Source organism: Anabaena sp. FACHB-83 (assembly GCF_014697485.1).
Classification (GTDB): Bacteria; Cyanobacteriota; Cyanobacteriia; order Cyanobacteriales; family Nostocaceae; genus Nostoc_B.
Genome location: NZ_JACJRY010000022.1, coordinates 1 through 24,626 on the forward strand (window position 1 = coordinate 1; position 24,626 = coordinate 24,626).

Here is a 24,626-nt window from a genome sequence, read left to right on the forward strand (position 1 = left end):
AGGGAGCAGGGGAGCAGGGGAGCAGGGGGGAATGAAGGTACTCTCTCCCCTGCCCCTCTGCCCCTCTGCCCCTCTGCCAGCCACCACGCAAAGTTATCTTGGCAGACTACTAGTTTCTTATTGATTCCCTCTTTTGCCTTTGATAGTTCAGTCGCCGTGATTTTTTGGGCTTTATGTCAAGGAAGTCAACTGGTGTTATTAACTGAGGGTTTTCAACGAGATATTTGGCAAATAGCCAAGGTAATTACTCAACATCAAGTTTCACATTGGTTGAGTGTTCCTTCACTTTATAAAACTCTACTGGCTACTATAGACCCAGCACAACTTGTTTCATTACAAACAGTTATTGTTGCTGGAGAATCTTGTCCTACAGAATTAGTGGAACGCCATCGTCAACTACTGCCTGATACATCCTTATTTAATGAGTATGGCCCAACAGAAGCCACCGTTTGGAGCAGTGTATACAATTGTCAAAATCAGGATTTAAATCATTCTGTGCCAATTGGTCGTCCAATTACCAATACTCAAATTTATTTACTAGATACTCATCTGCAACCAGTACCAATTGGTGTGGCTGGAGAAATATATATTGGTGGTTTGGGTGTGGCGCAAGGCTATCTGAATCGACCAGAACTAACCGCCCAAAAATTTATTTCTCATCCATTGAAAAATTCAACATCAGAACGTCTTTATAAAACTGGGGATTTAGGGCGTTATTTGCCAGATGGCAATATTGAGTTTTTGGGACGTATCGACCGTCAGGTAAAGATGCGCGGTTATCGGATTGAACTAACAGCGATTGAGGCAATTTTACTCCAACATCCTGTGGTTCAAGAAGCGATCGCCACAGTTATCGAAGACTCAAATGGCAAACGCTTAATTGCCTACATCGTACTACAACAAAAACCAGCACCTACAACTCAGGAATTTCGTAGTTTCTTGCGGCAGAAGTTACCAGAATATATGCTTCCTAGTACTTTTGTCATCTTAGAAGAATTGCCCTTAACTCCAAGTGGCAAAGTTGACTATCGCCGTTTGCCAACATCCACACAGGTACAATCCGATGAGGAAAAAATTGCTTATATCGCACCCCGCACGGTAGTAGAAGAGATACTAGAAGCAATCTGGAGTCAGGTTTTAGGAATTGAGCAGGTAGGTATCTACAACAACTTTTTAGAGTTGGGAGGAGATTCAATTCAAAGTATTCAAATTGCAGCTAAAGCTTACGAAGCAGGATTGAAATTCAGTATTAATCAGCTATTTGAATATCCCACAATTGCAGAATTAGCCACAGTTGTGGAGATAATTTCCCCTCCCCAGGAAGAAGTAGCGCCCATTGCTAATTTATTGTCCAGCGATACATTAAACTTCAAACCTTCCGACTTTCCAGAAGCTGAATTAACTCAAGAAGAACTAAATCAGCTTTTTTTAAACAATAAGTAGAAAATTCAAGCTATGGAAGCGAAAAACATCGAGGATATCTACACACTCTCACCCACTCAACAGGGTATGCTGTTTCACATTCTCTCGGCTCCAGATGGGAGGATGTATGTAGAGCAAACAGTATGTACATTACACGCAAATCTCAACATCTCAGCTTTTGAGCAGGTTTGGCAACAAATAATAGACCGACATCAGAGTTTAAGAACAGCTTTTGTATTGCAAGGTGTAAATCAGCCAGTCCAGATAGTACACAGACAAGTTAAACTGGCGATCGCGCAATATGATTGGCGTGAGCTTTCCACAACTCAACAACAAGCGCAACTACAAAGTTACCTGGAAGTAGACCAAAAAAGCGGCTTCGATTTGGCTCAACCCCCCTTAATGCGGCTGACTTTAATCCAAACAGATGTAGATACTTACCAATTTATTTGGAGTATTTGTCACTTAGTCGTAGATGCGTGGTGTGTTAATACAATTCTCAAAGAGTTCTTGTCCTGTTACGAGGCACTTTGTCAAGGCCAAATTCTCCAGTTACCACCAAGCCGCCCCTATCGAGACTACATCAGTTGGCTAAAACAGCAAGATTTATCAGAGGCGGAGGTTTTTTGGCGAAAATATCTTCAGGGCTTCACAACACCAACCGCTTTGACAACAGATGGAAACAATCAACAAGAAGGTTTCCATCAACAACAAGTCCAACTTTCGCCAGCCACCACACAAGCACTGAAATCTTTAGCACAACAACATCATTTAACTCTCAACACCTTGATACAAGGAGTTTGGGCGCTGCTGTTAAGTTATTACAACAATGAAGCAGATGTGGTGTATGGCACAGTTGTCTCTGGACGACCACCAACATTATTGGGGGTTGCGTCAATGGTGGGACTTTTTATCAACACCTTACCAGTGCGCGTATTTGTTTCTGGTGAAGCATCATTGATATCTTGGCTGAAATCACTTCATGCTCAACAACTGAGTTTACTTAAATACGAATGTACCCCCTTAGTTCAAATCCAAAGTTGGAGTCAAGTACCTCCTGGCATACCTTTATTTAATAGTATTTTGGTATTTGAAAACGCCTCAGCCAATCTTGCTAATTTACCTACCAAAAACTTAAAAATTGCTCAAGTTCGCTCTTTTATCAACTCTAACTATCCACTGGTTTTATTAGTTAAACCTTGGTCGCAGTTATCTTTGAATATATTTTATGACTTACGTTACTTCAATCAAATGACAGTAGATAGAATGTTAAGTCATTTAGAAATACTGCTAAATAATATAGTTGCCAATCCTGACACAACACTAGCAAAGTTAACCCGTAGCATTGTTGATATTGAACAACAAAAACTACTTATTGAATTTAATAATACAAAAATAGATAATGTTAATGATAAGTGTATCCATCAATTAATTGAAGAGCAGGTAAAACGTACCCCAGAAAACATAGCTGTGGTGTTTAAAAATCAACAACTAACTTATAAAGAACTAAACACCAGAGCCAATCAATTAGCACAATATCTTCAAGCTTTGGGAGTTGCACCCGATGTATTGGTGGGGATTTGTATAGAACGTTCTTGGGAAATGCTAGTAGGGATATTAGCCATTCTCAAAGCTGGAGGAGGATATGTACCAATTGATCCTTTGTATCCTCAACAGCGATTGAATTATATTTTGGCAGATTCCCAAGTATCAATCATCTTGACCCAAGAACGGTTAGTGAAAAATTTACCTGATATTGAAGCGAAGGTACTTTGTTTAGATACTCTTTGGGATGTAATTACTCAAGAAAGTGATGAAAATCCTCAAAATCAAGTAAAGCCTGAGAACCTAGCTTACTTAATTTATACTTCTGGCTCTACAGGAAAACCCAAAGGAGTGCAAGTTACTCATCAAAATTTAGTTCACTCGACAACTGCTCGGATGCGTTATTATGAACAATCAATAACAGGTTTTTTGTTAACTTCACCTTTTGCTTTTGATAGTTCTGTCGCTGGGATTTTTTGGACACTTTGTCAAGGTGGTTTTGTATTTATTTTACCTGACAACTGGCAATTAAATATTCAACAGATAATAGAGGCGATCGCTCAACAAGAAATCTCTCATTTATTATGTCTACCATCTCTTTACAAGCTGATTTTAGAGCAAGCACAACCACAAAAACTACTCAGCCTCAAAACCGTAATTGTTGCGGGTGAATCTTGTCCCAAGGAACTTGTTAAGCAGCATCGTGAATTATTGCCTAACGTCGCCTTATTTAATGAATATGGCCCTACAGAAGCCACCGTTTGGAGTAGTGTATATAATTGTCAAAATCATGATTTAAATTATTCTGTTCCCATTGGTCGCCCAATTGCCAATACTCAAATTTATGTACTAGATGCTCATCTCCAGCCAGTTTCAATTGGAGTTGCTGGAGAAATATATATTGGTGGTTTAGGTGTAGCGAAGGGCTATCTGAATCGTCCAGAACTAACTGCTCAAAAGTTTATTCCCAATCCATTTAGCGATCAACCAAATGCACGTCTTTATAAAACTGGAGATTTAGGGCGTTATCTTCCAGACGGTAACATTGAATTTCTCGGTCGGATTGATCAGCAAGTAAAGATTCGTGGATATCGAATTGAGCTACCTGAAATTGAAGCTGTTTTGCATCAACACCCAGCCGTACAACAAGCGATCGCGATCGCCCCAGAAGATATCAACACTCACCGACGTTTAACAGCATATATTGTCCCCAAACAAGAGCAAGTACCCACAATTGATGATTTACGTAGCTTCTTAAAAAATTACTTGCCAGATTATATGCTGCCTTCAGTGTTTGTAATGCTAAAAACACTTCCACTAACTCCCAATGGCAAAGTAGATCGTCAAGCCCTTCCCATCCCAGACCAAGCAAGACCAAATCTAGAAGCAGTATTTGTCCCGCCCAGCACTCCCATTGAAGTAGCACTAGCAGAGATTTGGTCACAAGTTCTCAGCATAGAAAAAGTGGGCATTCACGACAACTTTTTAAAGTTAGGCGGAGACTCACTTCGCAGTATTCAAGTATTATCCAGAGCTAATAACCGAGGATTAAATTTTTCTTTACAAGAGTTCATTCAACATCCGACAATTTACGAACTTTCCCAAGTTATTAAAACTAATCAGGAACTACAAATACCTGCCATCAAGCCAGTATCTCGTGACCAATACCGATTGAAATAAAAAACCCTTTCCCCCTCTCTTAGCTTTGCGCCCTACCCTGCGGGAAGCCGCTATCGCGTCTATGCGCTCTTTGTGGTTCGTTTCCTAATTCTTCTATTCCTATCTAAGTATGACAGAAAAACTATTTATTTTTCCTACATCTTTTGCCCAGCAAAGACTGTGGTTTTTGCATCAGCTAGAACCAAATAGTTCAGTATATAACCTGCCTTATGGCTTACGAATCACTGGGAATTTGCAAGTAGAAGCTTTACAACAGGCTTTAGAAAGTATCATCAATCGTCACGAAATTTTGCGTACTAACTTTACCACAGTGGATGGAAATCCAGTGCAAATCATTGCCAAAAGCCAAAGTATAGTTATACCTGTAGTGAATCTGACTCAATGTTCAGAAATAGACCGTACAGCCCAAGTCCAGCAACTAATTACCAAGGAAGCAGAATACTTTTTTGATTTGGCACAGGACTCGTTAGTGCGTGTTACCTTGCTCCAATTAAGCGAAAATGAATATCTCCTGTTGCTAACCCTACATCACATCATCTTTGATGGTTGGTCGATGGGAGTTTTCATCCGCGAATTAATAGCCCTCTACACAGCCTTTTCAACTGGGACTGCTGCACCACTTCCCGAACTGCCCATACAATACGCTGACTATGCTATCTGGCAACGAGAGTGGTTGCAAGGGATGGTACTGCAAACTCATTTAGATTACTGGAAACAACAGTTAGCAGGTTCTTTACCCGTCTTAAAACTGCCCACAGACCGCCCTAGGTTAGCAGTCCAGAACTTTCAAGGTGCAACCGAGTCTTTTTCCTTGTCTGCTGATTTATCCCAGACACTCAAACACATTAGCCAGCAGGTAGGAGTTACCTTGTTTATGACTCTGCTGGCAGCATTTAAAACATTACTCTTCCGCTATACAGGAGAAGGGGACATCATCGTAGGTTCACCTACTGCTAACCGCAACCGCCCGGAAATCGAAGGATTAATCGGGTTTTTTGTTAATACGCTTGTCTTACGTACTTACCTTGGGGATAACCCTAGTTTTCGGCAGTTGCTTTTAAGAGTACAAAAAGTCACTTCCGGGGCATTTGACCATCAAGACTTGCCCTTCGAGAAGCTGGTAGAAGAAATACAGCCAGAACGCAGTCTTAGCCATACGCCACTGTTCCAGGTGATGTTTGTCCTGCAAAACGCCCCGATGCCACCCTTGGAGTTGCCAGAACTGATTTTGAATCCTGTGATAGTGGAGAGCAAGACAGCTAAGGTTGATTTGTCTTTATCGATGACAGATACACCGCAAGGACTAATTGGGAATTTAGAATACAACACTGATTTGTTTGAAGCAGCCACAATTAAGAGAATGGTCGGGCATTTGCAAACTTTGTTGACAAGTATTGTGGTTAATCCTGACCAGAGTCTCAGGGACTTGCCAATTTTGACAGAAACAGAATTGCAGACTTTATTGGTAAAGTGGAACAGCAAAAAAACAGAAAATTTGCCAGATTTGTGTATTCATGAGTTGTTTGAAGCTCAAGTAGCGCAAACACCGGATGCTGTTGCAGTCATCTTTGGAGAGCAGAAATTAACATATCGACAACTAAACGCCAAGGCAAATCAGTTAGCACGTTACTTACATTCCCTTGGTGTGAAACCAGAAGTGCTGGTGGGTATTTGTGTCGAGCGATCGCTTTCCATGATTATCGGGTTATTAGGCATTCTCAAAGCTGGAGGTGCTTATGTACCCTTAGATCCCACCTATCCCCAAGAGCGATTAACTTGGATGTTATCAGATTCACAAGTATCAGTCCTCTTAACTCAGAGTGATTTGTTGGTAAAACAAGAGTTTGCTGGAATGCACATAGTTTGCTTGGATACTGATTGGCAAGTAATTGCGCTTGAAAGTGAAGAGAATTTCATAAGTAGTGCGACACCAAAAAATCTGGCATATATCATCTATACATCAGGTTCTACAGGCAAACCAAAAGGAGTGATGATTCAACATCAGTCTTTAGTGAATTTCACTCTGGCGGCAATTGTTGAATATGGGTTTACCCAGTCTGACAGTATTCTACAGTTTGCCTCTATTAGCTTTGATACAGCAGTCGAAGAAATTTATCCTTGCCTCATCTGTGGTGGCAAACTGGTGCTACGTAATGAACAGATGTTAATTGATATCCCGAATTTTCTCAAACAATGTCAAGCATGGAAAATTAGAGTATTAGATTTACCTACAGCATATTGGCATCATTTGACTTTTGAATTAACGACGGCAAAACTCAAACTACCTGAATCATTGCGTTTAGTCATTATTGGCGGAGAACAGGCACTACTAGAACAAGTAAAAATGTGGCAAGAATATGTGGGTGATTACCCGCAGTTATACAACGGATATGGGCCTACAGAGTCAACTGTAGTGGCAACAATTTACAAGTTACCAAAAGCTCGATTTTCGTCAGAAAGTATATTATCAAGAGTGCCTATTGGTAAGCCTATTAATAATGTTCAAATATACGTCCTAGATAACAACTTACATCCTGTTCCCATTGGCATTCAGGGGGAAATTTATATTGGCGGTGCTGGTTTAGCCAGAGGTTACTTAAATCGTCCAGACTTAACTGAAGAAAAATTTATTCCTAACCCTTTTAAAAATTCAAAATTAGCATCAGAAAGTCTATACAAAACTGGAGATTTAGGGCGTTATCTTCCAAACGGTAACATTGAATTTCTCGGTCGGATTGATCAGCAAGTGAAGATTCGCGGCTTTCGCATCGAGCTTGGCGAAATTGAAGTGATGCTGACTCAACATTCAGAAATTAAGGAAGTTGTAGTCATCGCGCAACAAAATGCTACAGGCGACCAATACTTAGTAGCTTATGTGGTTCCCAAGCAAAATTCAGTTCCCAATAGCCGTGAATTACGTCGCTTTCTCAGGGATAGGTTGCCAGAATATATGCTGCCAAAATTCTTTGTCATGTTGGAGTCACTACCACTTACTCCTAATGGCAAAGTAGACCGGAAAGCGTTATCAATAGCTAACGAAAATCCATATAATGACGACACAATTTACTTAGCGCCACGGACATCAACTGAGGAGAAATTAACGGCAATTTGGGCTGAGTTACTAGTTCGGGAAAAAGTTGGTATTAATGATAACTTTTTTGAATTGGGTGGTCATTCTTTACTGCTGACTCAGATGATTTTTCGAGTACGAGAAACTTTTCAAGTAGAGTTACCCTTGCGTAGTCTATTTGAAATGCTGACTGTAGCCAGTCTTGCCGAAAGTATTGAGATGCTGCAAACAACAGGTGGTTCTAATACTATTGTTCGGGAAAATGTTGTGGATCTGCAAGCCGAAGCTGTTCTCGATCGCACAATTTTTCCTGAATCTCTCCCCAGAAATTATACAACCGAACCAGCTAGGATTTTATTAACAGGAGCAACAGGTTTTTTAGGAGCTTTTTTACTTGCTGAACTGCTGCAAAAAACTTCAGCAGATATTTATTGTTTGGTACGTTCTAAGGATGCTGAATCAGGTAAAAACAAGCTCTGCCAAAACTTGGAAATATATTCACTTTGGCAGGAAAATTTTAGTTCTAGAATTATTCCGATTGTGGGAGATTTATCTGAGTCATTTTTTGGACTGGCTCAGGAAGAGTTTTTGCTATTGGCAAATAATATAGATGTGATTTATCACAATGGTGCTTTAGTTAATTTTATTCATCCATACGAGCAGCTAAAGGCAGCTAATGTTCTCGGAACCCAGGAAGTTTTGAGATTAGCAAGTCTCATTAAAATTAAACCAGTGCATTATGTTTCTACCCTTTCTGTGTTTCCCTCACAAAGCGATTCTGAAGTGCAAGTATTTCGAGAACAAGACTATTGGGAACAGGGAGAAATCCTCGAAGGTGGCTATGCTCAGAGTAAATGGGTAGCAGAAAAATTAGTAGCGATCGCACTTTCGAGGGGACTACCTGTGACTATCCACAGACTAGGAAGAATCACAGGAAACAGCAAAACAGGCATCTGGAATACAAGTGATTTTATGTTCAATATGATTAAATGCTGTATCCAGCTTGGTAGTGTGCCGGAAATTACTGGTTTCGTGGATATGACTCCTGTAGACTATGTAAGTCAGGCGATCGTTTATTTATCTCAGCAAAAAGAATCAATTGGTGAAGTTTTTCATTTACTTAATCCCCAACCAATTAAACTGCAAGAACTGATCGATTGGGTACGTTCTTATGGCTATCCACTGCGGTTAGTGACTTATGAACAATGGCGACAAGAATTGATCACGGCTGCAAAACATTCTTCAGATCCAACCTTGTATGCCCTTTTACCTTTGTTTCCAGAAAACAGAGTCAACACAAAAATGGTACAGTTCGATTGCCAAAACACCCTTGATAAACTGGCAGATACCTCTATTGTCTGTCCGGCGATCGATGACGAACTTCTGAAAAACTACTTCTCTTACTTTACTCATCAAGGTTTCCTGAATCACCCACATCTCTAGAATGCGAATATTTACCCTGATTTGGTTTGGGCAACTTGTCTCATTGATTGGCTCTGGGCTGACTCAATTTGCTTTAGGTGTTTGGGTATACCAAAATACGGGGTCAGTCACGCAATTTGCTCTGATTTATTTGTTCACAATATTGCCAAGTATTTTGTTGTCACCCTTGGTTGGTGTGCTGGTAGATCGCTGGAATCGGCGTAATTGTATGATATTGAGTGATGTGGGAGCCGGAGTGAGTACCCTAGCGATCGCGCTGTTGCTGGTAATTGGTAAGCTGGAAATTTGGCACATTTACTTAGCTGTAGCAATCAGTTCCATCTTTAACGCCTTTCAGTGGCCTGCTTATGCGGCTGCAACTACAATGCTTGTCCCCAAGCAACATCTTGGTCGAGCCAGTGGTATGGTGCAACTAGCAGAAGCAACTTCACGGCTACTTGCACCGATGTTAGCAGGTGTGTTGGTTGTAACTATTCAGATTCAAGGCGTAATCTTGATTGACTGCGTTACTTTTCTCGTTTCCCTAGTGACGCTTTTAGTTGTTCGATTTCCTGAACCGAAAACAACCACAGACAATGAAGTCAAGAAAAGTTGGCGCTTGCAGGAGTTCACCTATGGGTGGACATACATCACCGCACGTCCTGGACTTCTGGGATTATTGATTTTTTTTGCTGTGATTAATTTCTTAACGGGAGTTGTCAGCGTACTAGTTACACCACTGGTATTAGCATTTGCCACTGCTAATGTATTGGGTACAGTGCTATCTATTGGTGGAAGCGGGATGCTGGTTGGTGGTTTGGTGATGAGCGTTTGGGGAGGCCCGAAAAACCGCATCCTTGGTGTGTTTGGTTTTAGCCTATCAGGTGCATTGTCCATCATACTTGCAGGGCTGAGACCTGCTGTGCCGGTTTTCTTTGCAGCTGCTTTCATCTACTATTTTGGGGTGTCGATGATTAATGGCTGTGACCAGGCCATCTGGCAGAGAAAAGTTGCACCCACTGTCCAGGGGCGTGTGTTTGCCGTGCGAAGTATGCTGGCTTTCGCATCACTACCGCTTGCTTATTTAATTGCAGGGCCTTTAGTAGATGGAGTTTTCGAGCCATTACTTGCCCCTCATGGTTTATTAGCTGGAAGTGTTGGCAAGTTGATTGGTGTCGGTCGAGGATATGGTATTGCTTTTTTGTTTGTTGTCGTCGGAATTTTGAATATGATCGCGATCGCTTTTGGTTATTTGTATCAACCTCTACGACGGCTAAACCAGCAACTACCAGATGCAATTGCTGATATTGTATGAGAAAGTTACAACTTCCTACCGCCGCCGACTGGAGATAAACCCAAGGGGCCACGAGTGACACCCAACTGATTTTGTAATTGCAACTCTCGCCAAAGTTGGGAACCGGAAATTTCGCCTTGGAGTAGCTGACGGTAACGCTGTATAGTTTTTGTCACTTGTTCTGGTGTTTCATTGACAAACTCAATGCGGAAGTGGCGTAAACCCAGTTCTATCAGACGCTGTACGTATTCGGCTCCAGTTTGGGCTGTACCATTAAATACGGTGTTTCGACAACCGGCATCAGCTTGGAGGATATGTTCACTACCAACGCGGTCGCGTAATTTGACTTCATGTTGCTCACAAGGTCTGCCACAGTTGGTATAATCAGTACCTTCAGAAAGAAAGGCACAAAAAACACAATGTTCCATGTGAAACATTGGTATACGCTGGTGAATTGTCACCTCAAACCATTGCGGTGGACAACTGCTCAGTAAGTCTTCTAATTGATGAATATTTAAATCGTAGGATGCAGTTAGTCTTTCTAAACCAAAGTGCTGCTGATAATAATCTGCGGTTAAAGGGTTGGCAACGTTGAGTGAGAAATCGCCAACGCATCTATCTGCACCAAAGAATTGTAACTGATCATAATTCCGCACCAAATAACCATCGGCATTTGCCGCCCGCACTTGTTGTAAAATCCAGTTTTCCCCAGGTTTGGTAATGCGGGGAGGTGCAACCCATATTTGAGGGAGTGGGGAGTGGGGAGTGGGGAGTGGGGAAGTTCTGTGTTGATGTACTAGTTCTACGGCCTGGCGGTAGGTGCGGGGGTCTTCAAATTCACAGTAGAGAGTTTCCACACCAGTATTCAAGGCGGCTTGGAGTTGCTTGAGGTTGCGGACTAGAACTATGAGTGCGGGAGATGTGGGAGATGGGGGAGAGACAGCCGGAAGTAAGTCTTGTAAAGATACATCCGGACGTAATTCCCAGGGTTTGGGTTGACTGCGTAACTCTTCTAACTGGGCGACAATTTCTCGACGCATCCGGTTTAACTCACTGACGGGAACCATGACAGCGCCCTGGAGATGATTAGTTAAAGTTCCCAGAGAAAAGGGGGTGTTACCCAAACGACCGAACTGTTCCCGCAAACGGTCTGTGTCTAAAGGTTTGGTGTGTGCCTCGACTAGTGCGATCGCAGATTCTACTTGTACGATATTACCAAGTTCATCGCGGGCGATCGCCATCAATAATTGCCCAACTTCGCCATAAATTTCCAACGATATCGGCCGCTGAAATTGGGGGTTGTCACCAGCAAAACTTTGACGCAGTTGTTTATCCAATTCTGGGTCGCTGGTTTTCCAAACTTTATCACCGATATGCACCCGCCGGAAGTTGAGGCTATCTTTGCCAAAAGTCAGTACAACTTCCTGACCTTTGGGTGTCACCGTGTAAACCCGACCGCCTTCTTCCTTCGCCTCTGGATGACCGCAATCAAATACAATTCCATCTCCTGGTTTCACAGGTGCTTCTAACTTAATCGTTACTTGTTCGTTACGAATGCGAGTAACTTCCCCCAAATAAACCCCGCGCTTTTTCCCAAACCGCGCATGAACTAATTCTTGATTATTAATTCCCTTAAACCAGCCAGTATATAGTCCACGGGAAAACGCCATTTCTAAGTTGTATTGTTCTTGACCTCTCCCCTCTCCGCTTCGGGGAGTTTTAATTCCCCCTTCCCTACTAGGGAAGGGGGTTAGGGGGTTAGGTCTTTCCAATTCCGCCATCACCTTATCTAATGCTTCTCGATAAACGCGGGTGACATTTGCAACATATTCCGGCGCTTTCAAGCGCCCTTCAATCTTGAGACTAGTTACCCCAGCCTTCACCAAATCTGGTAATACATCTAACCCCGCCAAATCTTGGGGACTGAGTAAATATTTGCGTTCTTGTAAATCAACAATTTCACCATCAACGATTAAATCATAAGGCATCCGACAAGCTTGGGCGCATTCACCCCGATTTGCCGAACGTCCACCCAAAGCTTCACTCGTCAAACACTGACCAGAATAGGCAACACACAAAGCACCGTGAACAAAAACTTCTAATGGTAAAGTGGTGGCTTGCTGAATTTTCTGAATTTCTTTAATCGAACATTCCCGCGCCAGCACTACCAACTGACAGCCGAGAGATTTAGCAAATTCCACCCCAGCAGCACTGGTAATAGTCATCTGAGTGGAAGCATGGATAGGAAAATCTGGTGAGAGGTGACGAATTAGACGGCAAATACCAACATCCTGGACAATTACTGCATTTACACCAGCCGCAATAATTGTACGGAGATATTGCTGTGCCTCGGCTAATTCTTGCGGAAAGATGAGAGTATTTAAAGTAACATAGCCTTTTACACCCCGCAGATGTAAAAACTTCATTAATTGCGGTAAATCAGCTTCAGTAAAATTTTGCGCCCGCATTCTGGCGTTAAACCTATCTAAACCAAAATAAATCGCATCAGCCCCATTTTCAACAGCAGCTTTAGCACATTCCCAGTTACCTGCTGGCGCAAGTAGTTCAGGACGTTGAACAGAAATTTGTGGGTTTTGTGTGCGATCGCTTTTCATCAGGCTGAGATAGATTTAAATATCACCATAGCGATTCTATCAATAAAAACTTGCAGCGATAGATCCCCAGATTTTGCTGTATTTGGAGGGTTAGCTAGTTTTTATCTTGCGGCACCATCTCGCAGTAGCGATGATAAAGTCAAATATATGTGGAAGTGGGAATTATGACTCAAACCCTACCCAAGTTAGCAACTTTTGAACAATTTATTGATTGGTATCCCTCAAACGGGGTGCAATATGAACTACATCAAGGAGTTATTGTTGAAATGCCGCCCCCAACTGGTGAACACGAAAATGTTGTTGGATTTTTGGCAGCACAGATTACTTTTCAGTTTTTACAAATGGGACTTCCGTTTCGCATTCCCAAAACTGCCTTGATCAAAATTGAGGGCAATAACTCAACCTATTCTCCCGACATTTTAGTATTAAATCACGACAATCTTGTTAATGAACCACTGTGGAGCAAGCAATCGACTGTGATTCAAGCTGCATCTGTACCAATTGTTATCGAAGTCGTTAGCACCAATTGGCGAGATGACTACTACGACAAGTTCAGGGACTATGAGGAATTGGGAATTCCTGAGTATTGGATTGTGGACTATGCTGCACTCGGTGGCAAAAGATTTACTGGTAATCCTAAACAACAAACTATCACCATTTGTAATTTAGTTGATGGAGATTATCAAATGACTGTGTTTAGGGGAGATGATGTGATGATCTCGCCTTTATTCCCCCAATTCAAATTGACAGCACAACAAATTTTTGATTCGGCTTTGTAAGCTGGCGCATCATGCAGACTAATTATATTGTCACGCAAATTGCTCAGTTTTTAGTTACAGTCGCATCCTTGTGACTAGTAGAAGGACGACGAGTCGCGTATTTTTTCATTAATTCTTTGACTTGAGTGGCTACTAATGGATGTGTATCTTGTTGTAATTTTGGCAGGAGTTCTAAAAGCACGCGATGGGAAACTACATTTAAATATGCGATCGCAGCTTCGCGCACAAAGCCTGTAGGATGACGTAAAGCTAGTAAAATTTCGTGACTAGTTAAACGGATGCGGCTAACTTGCGCCAGATGCAAACAGCAGGCAAAACACCAATCAGATAGGAAATTATCTAAACTTAGCATTCTCCGCAATCTTTCACTGACTGGCATTGGTTCATATTTTACCAATTCGGCTTCTACGAGATAATGCAGTTTTTCTTGGTGCGATCGCTTATCTAAAATATTCAACAACAAAGATTTGACGGGCAGTGTCACTGTATGCTCTAAAATTTCTAAACCCCGTGCAATATTCACCCCAGAATTAGACCTTAAATTAAAGGCGGCGGCTTGCATTTTTTCTGCTGAATAAAGCAATTTTAACAGCAACAGTAACCGTTCTCGTCCATCAATTTCTAGTTCTAACAACGCTTTTTGTAATAAATCACAAACAATGGCGGCTCTTTGGGATGTGTCATAATTATCGAGAGTTTGTGGTTTTTGTAAGTCCAAATACGCGGCGTAAATTTCTCCTAAAAACTTCAACTCTTGGTCAATTAAAGTTTCAACTCGCGTTTGATAAAAACGGTCTACTCTGCTGTTAGTTTCTGGTTGTTTTTGGACTTTGAGTAAACTACGCAAAATTTGATATCTCGTCGCACCCCAAGATTTTTCTAAATGTAACCAGAGAACTTCTGTTGCTTGTAGGGTGGGAATTTGGGCAATGGTTCGCCACGCATACATCCGTACTATTTCTGGCTTATAAGTATCCGTCGCCAACTGCAACAGCATATCCAAAGCATCATTTTCCAGTTTGGCTAAGGCACGCATCGCCGTGGTGCGAGTTGATTTATAGTAGAGTGCGGCAATTAAAGCAGAATAGTAATCTTCTAAGCGAGTGGCTGCAATCATTTCCAACACAGCACAGCGCACCCGCAAAGATTCATCCTGCAATAAATTCGGGATATGAATCCGCAAGGCTTGGAGGTATATTGTTTCTCTGAGGGCTTTGACTCCATTAATGCGTTCTCTTTCTTGTTTATGGGTCAACATTCTTTGCAGTGTTTTGGTGGCTGCTACCTTTTGAATTGGCGTTCCCTGACGCAAGATTAAAGCGGCGGCGGTGGCGCGAATTAAAGAATGGTGTCGCGCCTGTAAATATTCTTCTAATTGACTCAAGTTAGGATTGTCTTCCGCCAGCCACACATAACGCAACGCTAAAGCCAGCACTTCTGGATCAATTTTTTCTGGGGGTTGTTCAATTACCAACCGCACATCCCCAGCATAAGCAGGATTCGCCCCACCAATAAACATGACTTCCAAACTTTGGCGTTGTAATTCTGGCGGTAACTTTAACAGCAGTGGAGCTAAAACTTCGGCGGCTCCATGTGGATCAATTTGTGCTAAAAGTTCAATACAAGAATGTTTATCTGTGGTACTGCCTTTTTCGCCTAAAGCCTTGACTACCCCTTGTTTAAAGACACGTAAACCAACATTGGAAGCACTGAGTTCGCCTCGTTCTGCACTTAAAACTAACAAATCAACATAACGCGATCGCAGTACCCAAACTACCCTTAAACAAGTAGCAGCCGCCAATACTGTTTCGCCGACAAACACCCATTCTTGTAATCCAGGGGGAACAAATCGATTACATACAAACAAAGTCGCCAAAATCAGTAATCCCGCCCCACCTGTCGCAATTGCTTCGGCTGTTCCACCCGATAAGGCTTGTGCGTGGCTGCGTAGGCGTTCGGGGATGGGTTGGTATAATACTGGCCCACTACTGACAACAAAGGTGTAGCGCAGCAGTTCATCGCAGAATTTTAACCCCACCAATCCCCAGAAAATGCCATAGGAATGCAAAGCCGGGAATAAATTTAATAAAGCGATCGCACTAGGAACAACGAAACCAACACTAATTGGTAACAGTGCGGCGGTGAAAAATACACCAATTCTTTCAATCAGGCGGCTGGAAACAAACCATTGAGTAGCTAACTCACACAAACCGACGATTCCGCCAAATAGACCTAAAAAACTCGCCAGGTCGCGATCGCCTAAATTAGATTTCAGTTCGCGGAGATATTGAAAGTCAACCAACAATCCTATAACTTGCAACAGCCCCACAAAGGCAAATAACTGCCATGTGTAGCGGCGTAGAGGCGCTTGAATCCGCCGATATCGAGAAGCCTGTTCATGGGGAACTTGACGTTGGGGCGCATCAGGAAAGGCGGCGCGATATTGATTACTTAAATAAGCTAAGATAGCTGACCCTAAAACAATCAATGCACAAGCAATCAGGATGACTTTCTCTAGTTTGATGAATTGCAAAATCCACGGCAAACTAAAGCCACTCATCACATCCGCTACTAATAAGCCACTGCTAACTAGCGGGTAAGTACGTTTAATTTCGCGGATATTGAAAATTTGATTAGCAACAATAGAGGTGTTAAGGTCGTTGACTACATAAAGTGCATCGACCCACAGTCGCAGGATGAACACCAAAATTACTGCTAGGTATGAAAGATGTAATCCTTCACGCAATAATACCAAGAGCGTTAGTGGCACAACCATACAAGGTGCGATCGCCACTACCACCCAACGCAAGGGAAAAATCTTTTGTAACCAAGAATAAACAAAAACTAACCCTGCACCCATCGCCGCACTAGCAATGTACATCCAAGGTAACGGCCCCGCACCATATTGATCTAAAAACAGTGCAACCGTACTATCCTCAGCCCATCGCAACCCAATAGATACAGTTGTGTAAAAGGCAAACATGATCAAAGTCCGTTCGCCTTCCTCCGGCCGCAGATTTACCCACTGTAGCAGTCGTGAAACAACACCTTTATTGACAACCAACGAGTAGTTTTTCAGTTCCATGCAGTTTAGTTTTCTGATATCACCCTGCAACAATTCAATTAAAAATTGCACTCAGCTCTCAGCACTTAAAAAGCAAGAGTCCTGAGCAACTGAGTATTATGTTTCCCACTCAGCTCTCAGGACTATCAATTTTTGATAAACTTATTTGACCTTTAGGTCTTTATGCTGTTTTCAGCAGTGAATTGTCCGTTGTGTTTCGCAAAGTCAAAGGTTACTTTTTCGGCGAAATCAGCATCATCATATTTCTCCCCTCTTTTTTCGGTGCTTGTTGCACTTCACCAAAGGGTTCTAGGTCTGTCGCCATACGTTTGAGTAAATCTTCTGCTAAGTCACTGTGTTGAATTTCCCGACCCCGAAACATGACAGTCGCTTTAACTTTATCACCGTCCTTCAAGAAACGCTCTGCTTGTTTCACACGCACGTTGTAGTCGTGTTCCTCAATTTTGTAGCGCATCTTGACTTCCTTGACATCGGCCGTGTGCTGCTTCTTCCGGGCTTCCCGCGCCTTCTTCTCTTGTTCAAACTTGTATTTCCCGTAGTCCATAATTCGGCAAACTGGCGGGTCGGCCTTATCACTGAGCAGCACTAAATCTAGCTCTTTTTCTTCAGCTAATTGCAGTGCTTCCTGAGGAGTGATAATTCCTAATTGGGAGCCATCAGTATCGATGACTCTAATTTTAGGGAAGCGGATTCTTTCGTTGATTTGGGGCAGATCGCGAGTTCTTTTTTTCTCAATCACAGGCATTATGATTTTTGGAAGCTCTCTTTTTAGAATGTGGTTTGGTTTTGCTTGGTATGCCTCAGAAGCACAATACTTAAAATAACTGAGGACTTAACAACGGGTCTTGGGTAGTAACTAACCTATAGCCTAGTTACTAATGGCTGTATTTGTCATTCTACTCATAATGAAGAGAATTTCTCTGCAATAGTTAACTTAAATTACACAATCAAGCGAAGTGTTATCCATTTTAACAATTATTTTTTCGATTATTGACAAATTGGTATAAATATACATTTGCTAGAGTGAGGGAGTAGGGGCTAGGGGCTAGAGGCTAGAGCATGGCTTAATAAATACAGTTGTCCCATCAATCCTTATACCCTTACACCCTCACACCCCTCCACTCCCCACTCCCCACTCCCCACTCCCCACTCCCCACTCCCTACTCCCTACTCCCCACTCCCTAACATCAATGGAGGTAAACTTGACAACAGCGATACACTGGCAGCAACGAGTTGGTAATCAACGAGATTGGGTTTGGCGAGGTTGGCAAACACGTTATACCTACATCCGTCCTCGTGACACTAACCTTAATTCAACGCCTTTGATTTTGCTACATGGATTTGGAGCTTCCATTGGTCATTGGCGACATAACTTAGAAATTTTAGGTGAATCTCATACAGTTTATGCTTTAGATATGCTAGGTTTTGGCGCTTCCGAAAAAGCCCCAGCTAACTACAGCATCGAACTCTGGGTTGAGCAGGTGTATGAGTTTTGGCAAGCATTTATCAGACAACCTGCTGTATTGATAGGTAATTCTAATGGTTCATTAATTTCTTTGGCGGCGGCGGCGGCGCATCCTGATATGGTCAAGGGAATCGTAATGATGAGTTTACCTGATCCATCATTAGAACAAGAAGCCATACCCCCGATTTTGCGACCAGTTGTCAAAACCATCAAAAATCTTGTGGCTTCCCCATTGATATTGCAGCCAGTCTTTAAGTTTGTGCGTCAACCCAGCGTCTTGCGGCGCTGGGCGAGTTTGGCTTATGCAAATCCCGAAGCCATTACCGATGAACTAATCGAAATTTTGGCAGGGCCTCCCCAAGATAGAGGTTCGGCGCGGGCTTTTAGTGCCTTATTTAAAGCGGCGATCGGTGTGAATTTTAGTCCGAGTGTCAAAGCTGTATTGCCAACATTAACAATTCCAATGCTGTTAATTTGGGGACAAAAAGACCGATTTGTACCGCCTATATTGGCTAGTCAATTTGCTCAATACAACGAAAAACTAGAACTACTCAATTTAGAAAATGTCGGGCATTGTCCCCATGATGAGTGTCCCGAACAAGTCAACCAAGTCATTTTAGATTGGATGACTCGCTGTTTTGGCGATCGCCAGCCATAAAATCCAGGCAGCATATTTAGCCAATTTGTACTTGTGTCGTGTCCACGTTGGTGGCTCCATTCACCGCACGAGCTACAGAAACCATTTTATTCAGAATCTCTTGGCTCGGAACTTTGCCTTTGAGAACCACAGTACCACCAGTCTGAGCCACCCAAAGGGTATTGATATCATCAAGCTGCTTGTCTTGATCAAATGCTAAGGCGACACGCTTGGCTAAACCACTTTGGTCATATTCCCCATTCAAACCAATCCGTTCTGGAGGGATAGATTGAGTGGCTGTTGGTGCAGCATTAGCCGCCTGTGGTACTGGCTGCGGCGCTGGATTCACTTGGGCATTTTGTGGTTTTTCTAAGCCAAATAATCTTTGTAACCAACCCATAAATACTAATCTCCGATGAACATTCCATAACATTATGAAGATAAAGGGTTTTGTTCATCATCTTCATCTGTCAAGAAAAAGATTTGTCTTGCTCAGGCTTGCCACTTTGGGTATGATTTGCCGAAAACTTCTGTGTAGAACGTGTAGTGAGTGCAGGTATAAGTTTAAAATAGAAAATCACACTTATCAAAACATTTAATTTAACAGTACGTGTAGGGTAGCCATTAGCTAGTGTTTGCGTTAGTCATAATGCTACCTGAGCCTGTGTTGGCAAAGATGAAACATACCCTTTCTGTTCTGGTAGAAGACGAAGCGGGTGTTCTTTCCCGCATTTCTAGTTTGTTTGCCCGCCGTGGCTATAACATAGAAAGCCTTGCTGTTGGCCAAGCTGAACAGGGAGGAGTCTCCCGCATTACAATGGTTGTCGCTGGTGACGATCGCATAATCGAGCAGATCACCAAGCAACTATATAAGCTGGTCAACGTCCTCAAAGTTCAGGATATTACGGAAACTCCTTGTGTAGAGCGAGAGTTGATGCTTTTGAAGGTGAATGCTAGTAGCAGCAACCGTTCTGAAGTCATTGAACTGGCTCAGATTTTCCGAGCGCGAGTTGTAGATGTCGCCGAAGATTCCCTCACTTTAGAAGTGGTGGGAGACCCTGGAAAAATGGTAGCAATTGTCCAAGTGCTACAAAAATTTGGTCTCAAGGAAATAGCCCGAACTGGTAAAATCTCCCTGACTCGTGAATCTGGTGTGAATACTGAATTACTCAAGTCTTTGGAAGCCAAGGTCTAATTTTCTGCGATCGCATTGCTGTGTACTTGGTAGCTTAAATAATCAAACTACCCCAAAAATTATCGCAGCTATTACCCCGGCAACTTGGCGGGGTTTTTTCATGGTCTAGGTTAAAAGAGGTATGGGTGCAGGAGGGAAAGAATTAAAAGCCAATGAATTTGTATCAAGATTTTCGTGAAATGGTATTACTTATGAATCTTTTGAATCTTTTTTAATAGTTGCTCACTGATTTTTTTCGTAAATAGCCTTGTGTTTAAGATAACTTTTTTATAAAAAAAATACTTAAGTCAGTATACTTAAATCAATAACAGCTAGTATTAATACTTAAATCAGTCTTAACATAAACACATAAAGTTCACACAATCAATACAAATTCACGGTAGTCATTGATGAAATTTTCACTAAACTCCGTTTGTAAAGACTGTGATGACGAATGAATCTAAAGCAGTTAAACTGTTTCCCAAGAGATTAGAGATTAGGTAAAGAGCTGAAGTTGTAAGATATCAGCTTTTCAAATAGGGTTAGAGTTCAGTAATCTACATAGAAAACCGTAGCAGTTCCCCTACGGTTTTTTTATTATGTGAAATACTGCGTAAAAAGACTTAATTTGGCTTGATTTCAGATGTATCAAAAAGTCAATTTGACTGCTAAAAATAGCGCGGTTTTGCATATAAATAGATTTATATAAGCAAATTTTCCAGTGATTTTACCGCACCAAAAATCAAGTAAATGTGAATAAAAAAGAATATATAGTTCAACAAATTTACAGCCTATGTTTTTAAAGAGCTTTGGTGGCGTTGTAGTAGCAATGACATTGTTAGTAGGTAATACAGCTATTGCTCAAACTACTGATACCCAGTTAGCGTTTCATATACAAGTAGGCTCTGATAATGATGGTAATCCAATTATTTTAGATGCAGGATCAGTGCAAGGAAGTGAATACACGATTTTACAAAAACAAGGTAATGGTGTAACAAAAACTACTTTTCGTGCGTCTTGTGCTGAGGGACGCTTGTTTTCTGAAACTGCTGCTAACTATAGTGCAGACGGTCAGTTAGTTAGTGAAAAACCCACTAAGCAAGAAATTACACCCCAACCTGGAACTCCCGAAGCTAATTCGATGGAGATTGTTTGTCAAAGCGCCAGTAAAGAAGGTAATCAGTAAGCATCCATAATATGAAACTTTTCCGAGATTTCATCAGTCTGAAGTTTCAAATTCTGTAATAAAAATATCAATGTCATCTTCTAATCAGGGTATTCCTGGATTACCTGATCTGACTCATCCAATAGAACTACTCCAGTTTGGCGACCAACTGCTCAAAGCATCAATTTTATTAGTTTTTTTAGTGATAGCTTTGGGTATTGCGATCGCACTTATGAGTTTCGCCTTGCGTCGCCATCAGCAAGAAAATGTAATTTTTCTTGATCAGTGGGTGGTGCATTACTCCCAAATTTTACGGGGATTACAGCACCTCACCTTGGTATTAGTTCTATTGGTAGTCGGATTTTTTCTTTGTTCAACTTTAGGTAATCGCTATCATCACTGGGAACAAGCCAAGGTTGTGCAAGTTGCTCAAACAGTGGATGGGGATAAATTAGAACAAGTTGCACCCCAAATCCGCTATGTAATTCAAGAGCCATTCACCTATAACAACCAAGTCAACGGCAAAATCGTCAAGGTCAATGATACAAGGGAAGTTACCCGGTTTCTGGCCTTGGCAGGATCGCAGATTCAAGTCAAACTTGAGCAGAACACAGATGTGCAAGGTCGTAGCGCCGTTTATCGCATAGATTACAGCGCAGATTATAAAGTCGTCAATCGACTCAAAGATAATCAAAGTTTTTTCTTTGAAGCACCACCACCCGACGGCTATTCACTGCTGGCTAACTACAAAGTAGAACGTTCTGGAACTCGACTGGAACCGCCTAACCCTGGAGACTATGCCTTTCCCTTTCGTTTGTCACCAGGAGAAACTGCTAACTTTCGTGTTAGCTATCAAGCTCAAAGTGGGCCGCGCTGGGTTTACAATGCGACGGGACAAATGCTGACTAATTTCCGCCTGACAGCAACGGCGAATTTTGCACCTGTGGAATTTGCCAGTGGGATTGTACCTAATGAAATTAAAGCTGATGGTCGTAGCACTCAGTATAGTTGGATATTCAATGACAATGTTTCGGTAAAAAATCCCTTTGGCGTTTTTACCAACACTGCACCTATCCGTAATACGGGAATTATACCCAGGTTGTTATTATTAGCACCAGCAATATTTTTCTGGTGGATCTTGCTGTTATATTTATCAGTACCCATGAGCTTGAAAAATGTGGCGATCGCATCTGGGATGTTCTTTGCCTGCATTTTAACCTTGACTTACCTAGCTCGCTTCATGAATCCTGAACTAGCCTGGACAATGATTTCCCTGATTTTCCTCACGTTAAGTTGGGGATTAGGCTCAAACCGGATCGCTGCTATTGCAGTTATTATCTGTTCGATTGCTGGGGCGGTGTTACCTGTGTTTGGATTGTTAGTTCCATTTAGTGGTTTAACCTTAAGTGGAGCAGCTTTGTTGTCAGCAGTGTGGTTAGCAGTTCGTCACTGGTATAACTGGTACAGTTTTCCTCTAGAAGACAGAGTGAAGTAAGAGGAAATGGGACTTAGTGAACGAAACAGACAAGGGAGACAAGGGAGACAAGGGGGATGGAAGTTTGTGTGTAGGTGGGTGAATAAAAAATCTTAAACCCTTACACCCTCCTACGCCGTTCGGCTGATGCTCATAGCGAAGCCCTTACACCCATTCTTAACACGACTATCTTGGTGTGTCAGTCCTGGTTTTTCCAAAATTTCCCAGCAAAACACTTGACACTCACCCACCTCGGACTGCTATATTAACAGAGGTGAAGCGATGGGGCGTCGCCAAGTGGTAAGGCAGCGGGTTTTGGTCCCGCCATCCCTAGGTTCGAATCCTAGCGCCCCAGTAATTGAAAGGGTAGATTTTTCTACCTTTTTTTATGTTTAAGATTACTGACTAATATTATTTAGGCGACAGCTTGTGGCTGGTGTGATTTTTTCCAGAAACTTTAGCTTTCATACTTTTACCATCAACTGCCCACTAGTCTCCTGTATTTTTAGATATTTTTAACTTGATTCAAATCAGTTCTTAAATATCTGCTGTCATCCTGAGTTTGATTGATCATTCAGGGTGAGAATAGATGATTTGGAAAAAAGTTTTGCTGATGGCGATGGGGATGATAGTAGCAATTGCCCTTGGGACTTTAACAGAGTTGAAAGGAATTGCCCAAACTCCCACTGATTTAGATTTAGCGGCTTATCATGCGCCAATTCACTATCAAGATACGGACAGTACCAAATATAGCGGTGACTATATTACGCGGTTTAACTATGACGGAGATTGGCTCGGAACAAATAATTGGGATAATCTGGCGGCTTATCCCTTAAATGCTTATGCTTACTATTCTGTGGCTGAGACTTGTACTCACAGATTTATCACCTATTCTTTTTTCCATCCCCAAGATTGGACTGATACTCCTTTTGATCAAGAACATGAAAATGATTTAGAAGGTTTACTGGCGATCGTGCGTAAGGATGGTTCTACTTATGGCAAACTCGAAGGTGTTGTCACTGTCTTTCATACCGACTTTTATTCCTTTACGCCCAGTGGTAGTCCTTTAACAAATGGTTCCGAAAGTATTGATGGAAGCCTGACGCTAAGTAGTTATAACGGTTCTCTGCATCCGTTGACGACTCAGGAAGCCAAAGGACATGGCTTGAAAGCTTGGCCTTACGCCGGAAATTTTGATGGAAACAGCAGTGCAGATGGCATTATCTACTATCCTTCTAAAACTACTGCGGAAGTACCCGCATCGGGTAACGATCGCAGTGTACTTTATTCCTTAATTGATGTCTTTGCCTCTGGTGGTTTGTGGCAAAATCAATTAAATCAAGCCTCTAATTCTACAGGGATAACTTATGCCAACTGGGGAACTTTCAGAGGAGATTCTAGCGGTGGTTGTGGTGCTGGTTTACCAACTTGTAGCAATAATTCTGCCAATACACCTTGGGGTTGGGATGATTCCAATGATGGCGCAGTTTATAGAGGTGAAATGGCTTTAGATCCGGCTCACCTAACGGATGTATATTTTAATGGTTTGGGTAACTTTGATACTACTTATATTCGTAATCGCTATATTCAAGATTTACGCGATCGCGGGTACAATTCCAGTAATCTTCCTCTAGGCTGGCCTAGCCAAATCAATCTCAATACCTTAATTGGTAAGCTCAAAACTCAATGTTGATTTGACAGTATGAAACCCAACATGATTAAAAATTTGTTGGGTTCCTACATCTAGTGTATTAGGACTTACGCATCAAAACGAAAAATCAATGGTTTTGGTGAGGGTG

Annotated in this window: 14 protein-coding genes and 1 tRNA gene; 11 read left to right on the forward strand and 4 right to left on the reverse strand. The window is 42.0% G+C overall.

All coding sequences use genetic code 11. From position 1 onward, the window contains the following. From H6G79_RS22900 to H6G79_RS22915, 4 genes are all read left to right on the forward strand, one after another. The coding region (locus tag H6G79_RS22900) for a non-ribosomal peptide synthetase (protein WP_206758804.1) at positions 1-1,443 on the forward strand (1,443 nt) is incomplete at its 5' end. A 12-nt stretch (positions 1,444-1,455) separates the two neighbouring features. Further along, positions 1,456-4,647 (forward strand): non-ribosomal peptide synthetase, encoded by a 3,192-nt coding sequence (locus H6G79_RS22905; protein ID WP_190590660.1) that lies wholly within the window; start codon positions 1,456-1,458, stop codon positions 4,645-4,647. A gap of 109 nt (positions 4,648-4,756) precedes the next feature. Then, a complete protein-coding gene (locus H6G79_RS22910) occupies positions 4,757-9,160 on the forward strand; it encodes a non-ribosomal peptide synthetase (RefSeq protein WP_190590659.1) in 4,404 nt (1,467 codons plus the stop codon). A 1-nt stretch (position 9,161) separates the two neighbouring features. Continuing rightward, entirely contained in the window at positions 9,162-10,454 is a 1,293-nt protein-coding gene (locus tag H6G79_RS22915) for an MFS transporter (protein ID WP_190590658.1), read from the forward strand. A 5-nt stretch (positions 10,455-10,459) separates the two neighbouring features. Here H6G79_RS22915 and H6G79_RS22920 read toward each other — a convergent pair whose 3' ends face one another. After that, complete coding sequence (locus tag H6G79_RS22920) at positions 10,460-13,048, reverse strand: U32 family peptidase (RefSeq protein WP_190590657.1); 2,589 nt, start codon at positions 13,046-13,048, stop codon at positions 10,460-10,462. A 164-nt stretch (positions 13,049-13,212) separates the two neighbouring features. Between H6G79_RS22920 and H6G79_RS22925 the strand changes: the two genes are divergently transcribed. Next, positions 13,213-13,827: a Uma2 family endonuclease gene (locus H6G79_RS22925; protein ID WP_190590656.1), complete on the forward strand. Its 615-nt coding sequence runs from the start codon at positions 13,213-13,215 to the stop codon at positions 13,825-13,827. Positions 13,828-13,870: 43 nt separating this feature from the next. On the opposite strand, the gene H6G79_RS22930 is transcribed toward H6G79_RS22925, so the two are convergent. Beyond that, positions 13,871-16,912, reverse strand: coding sequence for an MFS transporter (locus H6G79_RS22930; RefSeq protein WP_190590655.1), 3,042 nt, complete (start codon positions 16,910-16,912; stop codon positions 13,871-13,873). 211 nt (positions 16,913-17,123) lie between these two features. Beyond that, positions 17,124-17,657, reverse strand: coding sequence for a translation initiation factor IF-3 (gene infC, locus H6G79_RS22935; RefSeq protein WP_015111888.1), 534 nt, complete (start codon positions 17,655-17,657; stop codon positions 17,124-17,126). Between the two features lie 457 nt (positions 17,658-18,114). Here infC and H6G79_RS22940 point away from each other — a divergent pair, with 457 nt between their 5' ends. Further along, a complete protein-coding gene (locus H6G79_RS22940; protein ID WP_190590654.1) occupies positions 18,115-19,035 on the forward strand; it encodes an alpha/beta fold hydrolase in 921 nt (306 codons plus the stop codon). A 16-nt stretch (positions 19,036-19,051) separates the two neighbouring features. Here the strand turns inward: H6G79_RS22940 and H6G79_RS22945 are convergent, their stop codons facing one another. Further along, positions 19,052-19,414, reverse strand: a complete 363-nt coding sequence (locus tag H6G79_RS22945) for a BON domain-containing protein (protein ID WP_190590653.1) — start codon at positions 19,412-19,414, stop codon at positions 19,052-19,054. A gap of 276 nt (positions 19,415-19,690) precedes the next feature. Here H6G79_RS22945 and ilvN point away from each other — a divergent pair, with 276 nt between their 5' ends. From ilvN to H6G79_RS22970, 5 genes are all read left to right on the forward strand, one after another. After that, a complete protein-coding gene (gene ilvN, locus H6G79_RS22950; RefSeq protein WP_190590652.1) occupies positions 19,691-20,209 on the forward strand; it encodes an acetolactate synthase small subunit in 519 nt (172 codons plus the stop codon). 772 nt (positions 20,210-20,981) lie between these two features. Continuing rightward, on the forward strand, positions 20,982-21,374 hold the full coding sequence (locus H6G79_RS22955; protein ID WP_190590651.1) for a hypothetical protein: 393 nt from the start codon (positions 20,982-20,984) through the stop codon (positions 21,372-21,374). Positions 21,375-21,444: 70 nt separating this feature from the next. Beyond that, a complete protein-coding gene (locus H6G79_RS22960) occupies positions 21,445-22,848 on the forward strand; it encodes a hypothetical protein (RefSeq protein WP_190590650.1) in 1,404 nt (467 codons plus the stop codon). Positions 22,849-23,110: 262 nt separating this feature from the next. Continuing rightward, positions 23,111-23,182 (forward strand) — tRNA-Gln (locus tag H6G79_RS22965). A gap of 234 nt (positions 23,183-23,416) precedes the next feature. Then, on the forward strand, positions 23,417-24,520 hold the full coding sequence (locus tag H6G79_RS22970; RefSeq protein WP_190590649.1) for a hypothetical protein: 1,104 nt from the start codon (positions 23,417-23,419) through the stop codon (positions 24,518-24,520). Positions 24,521-24,626 lie beyond the last annotated feature (106 nt).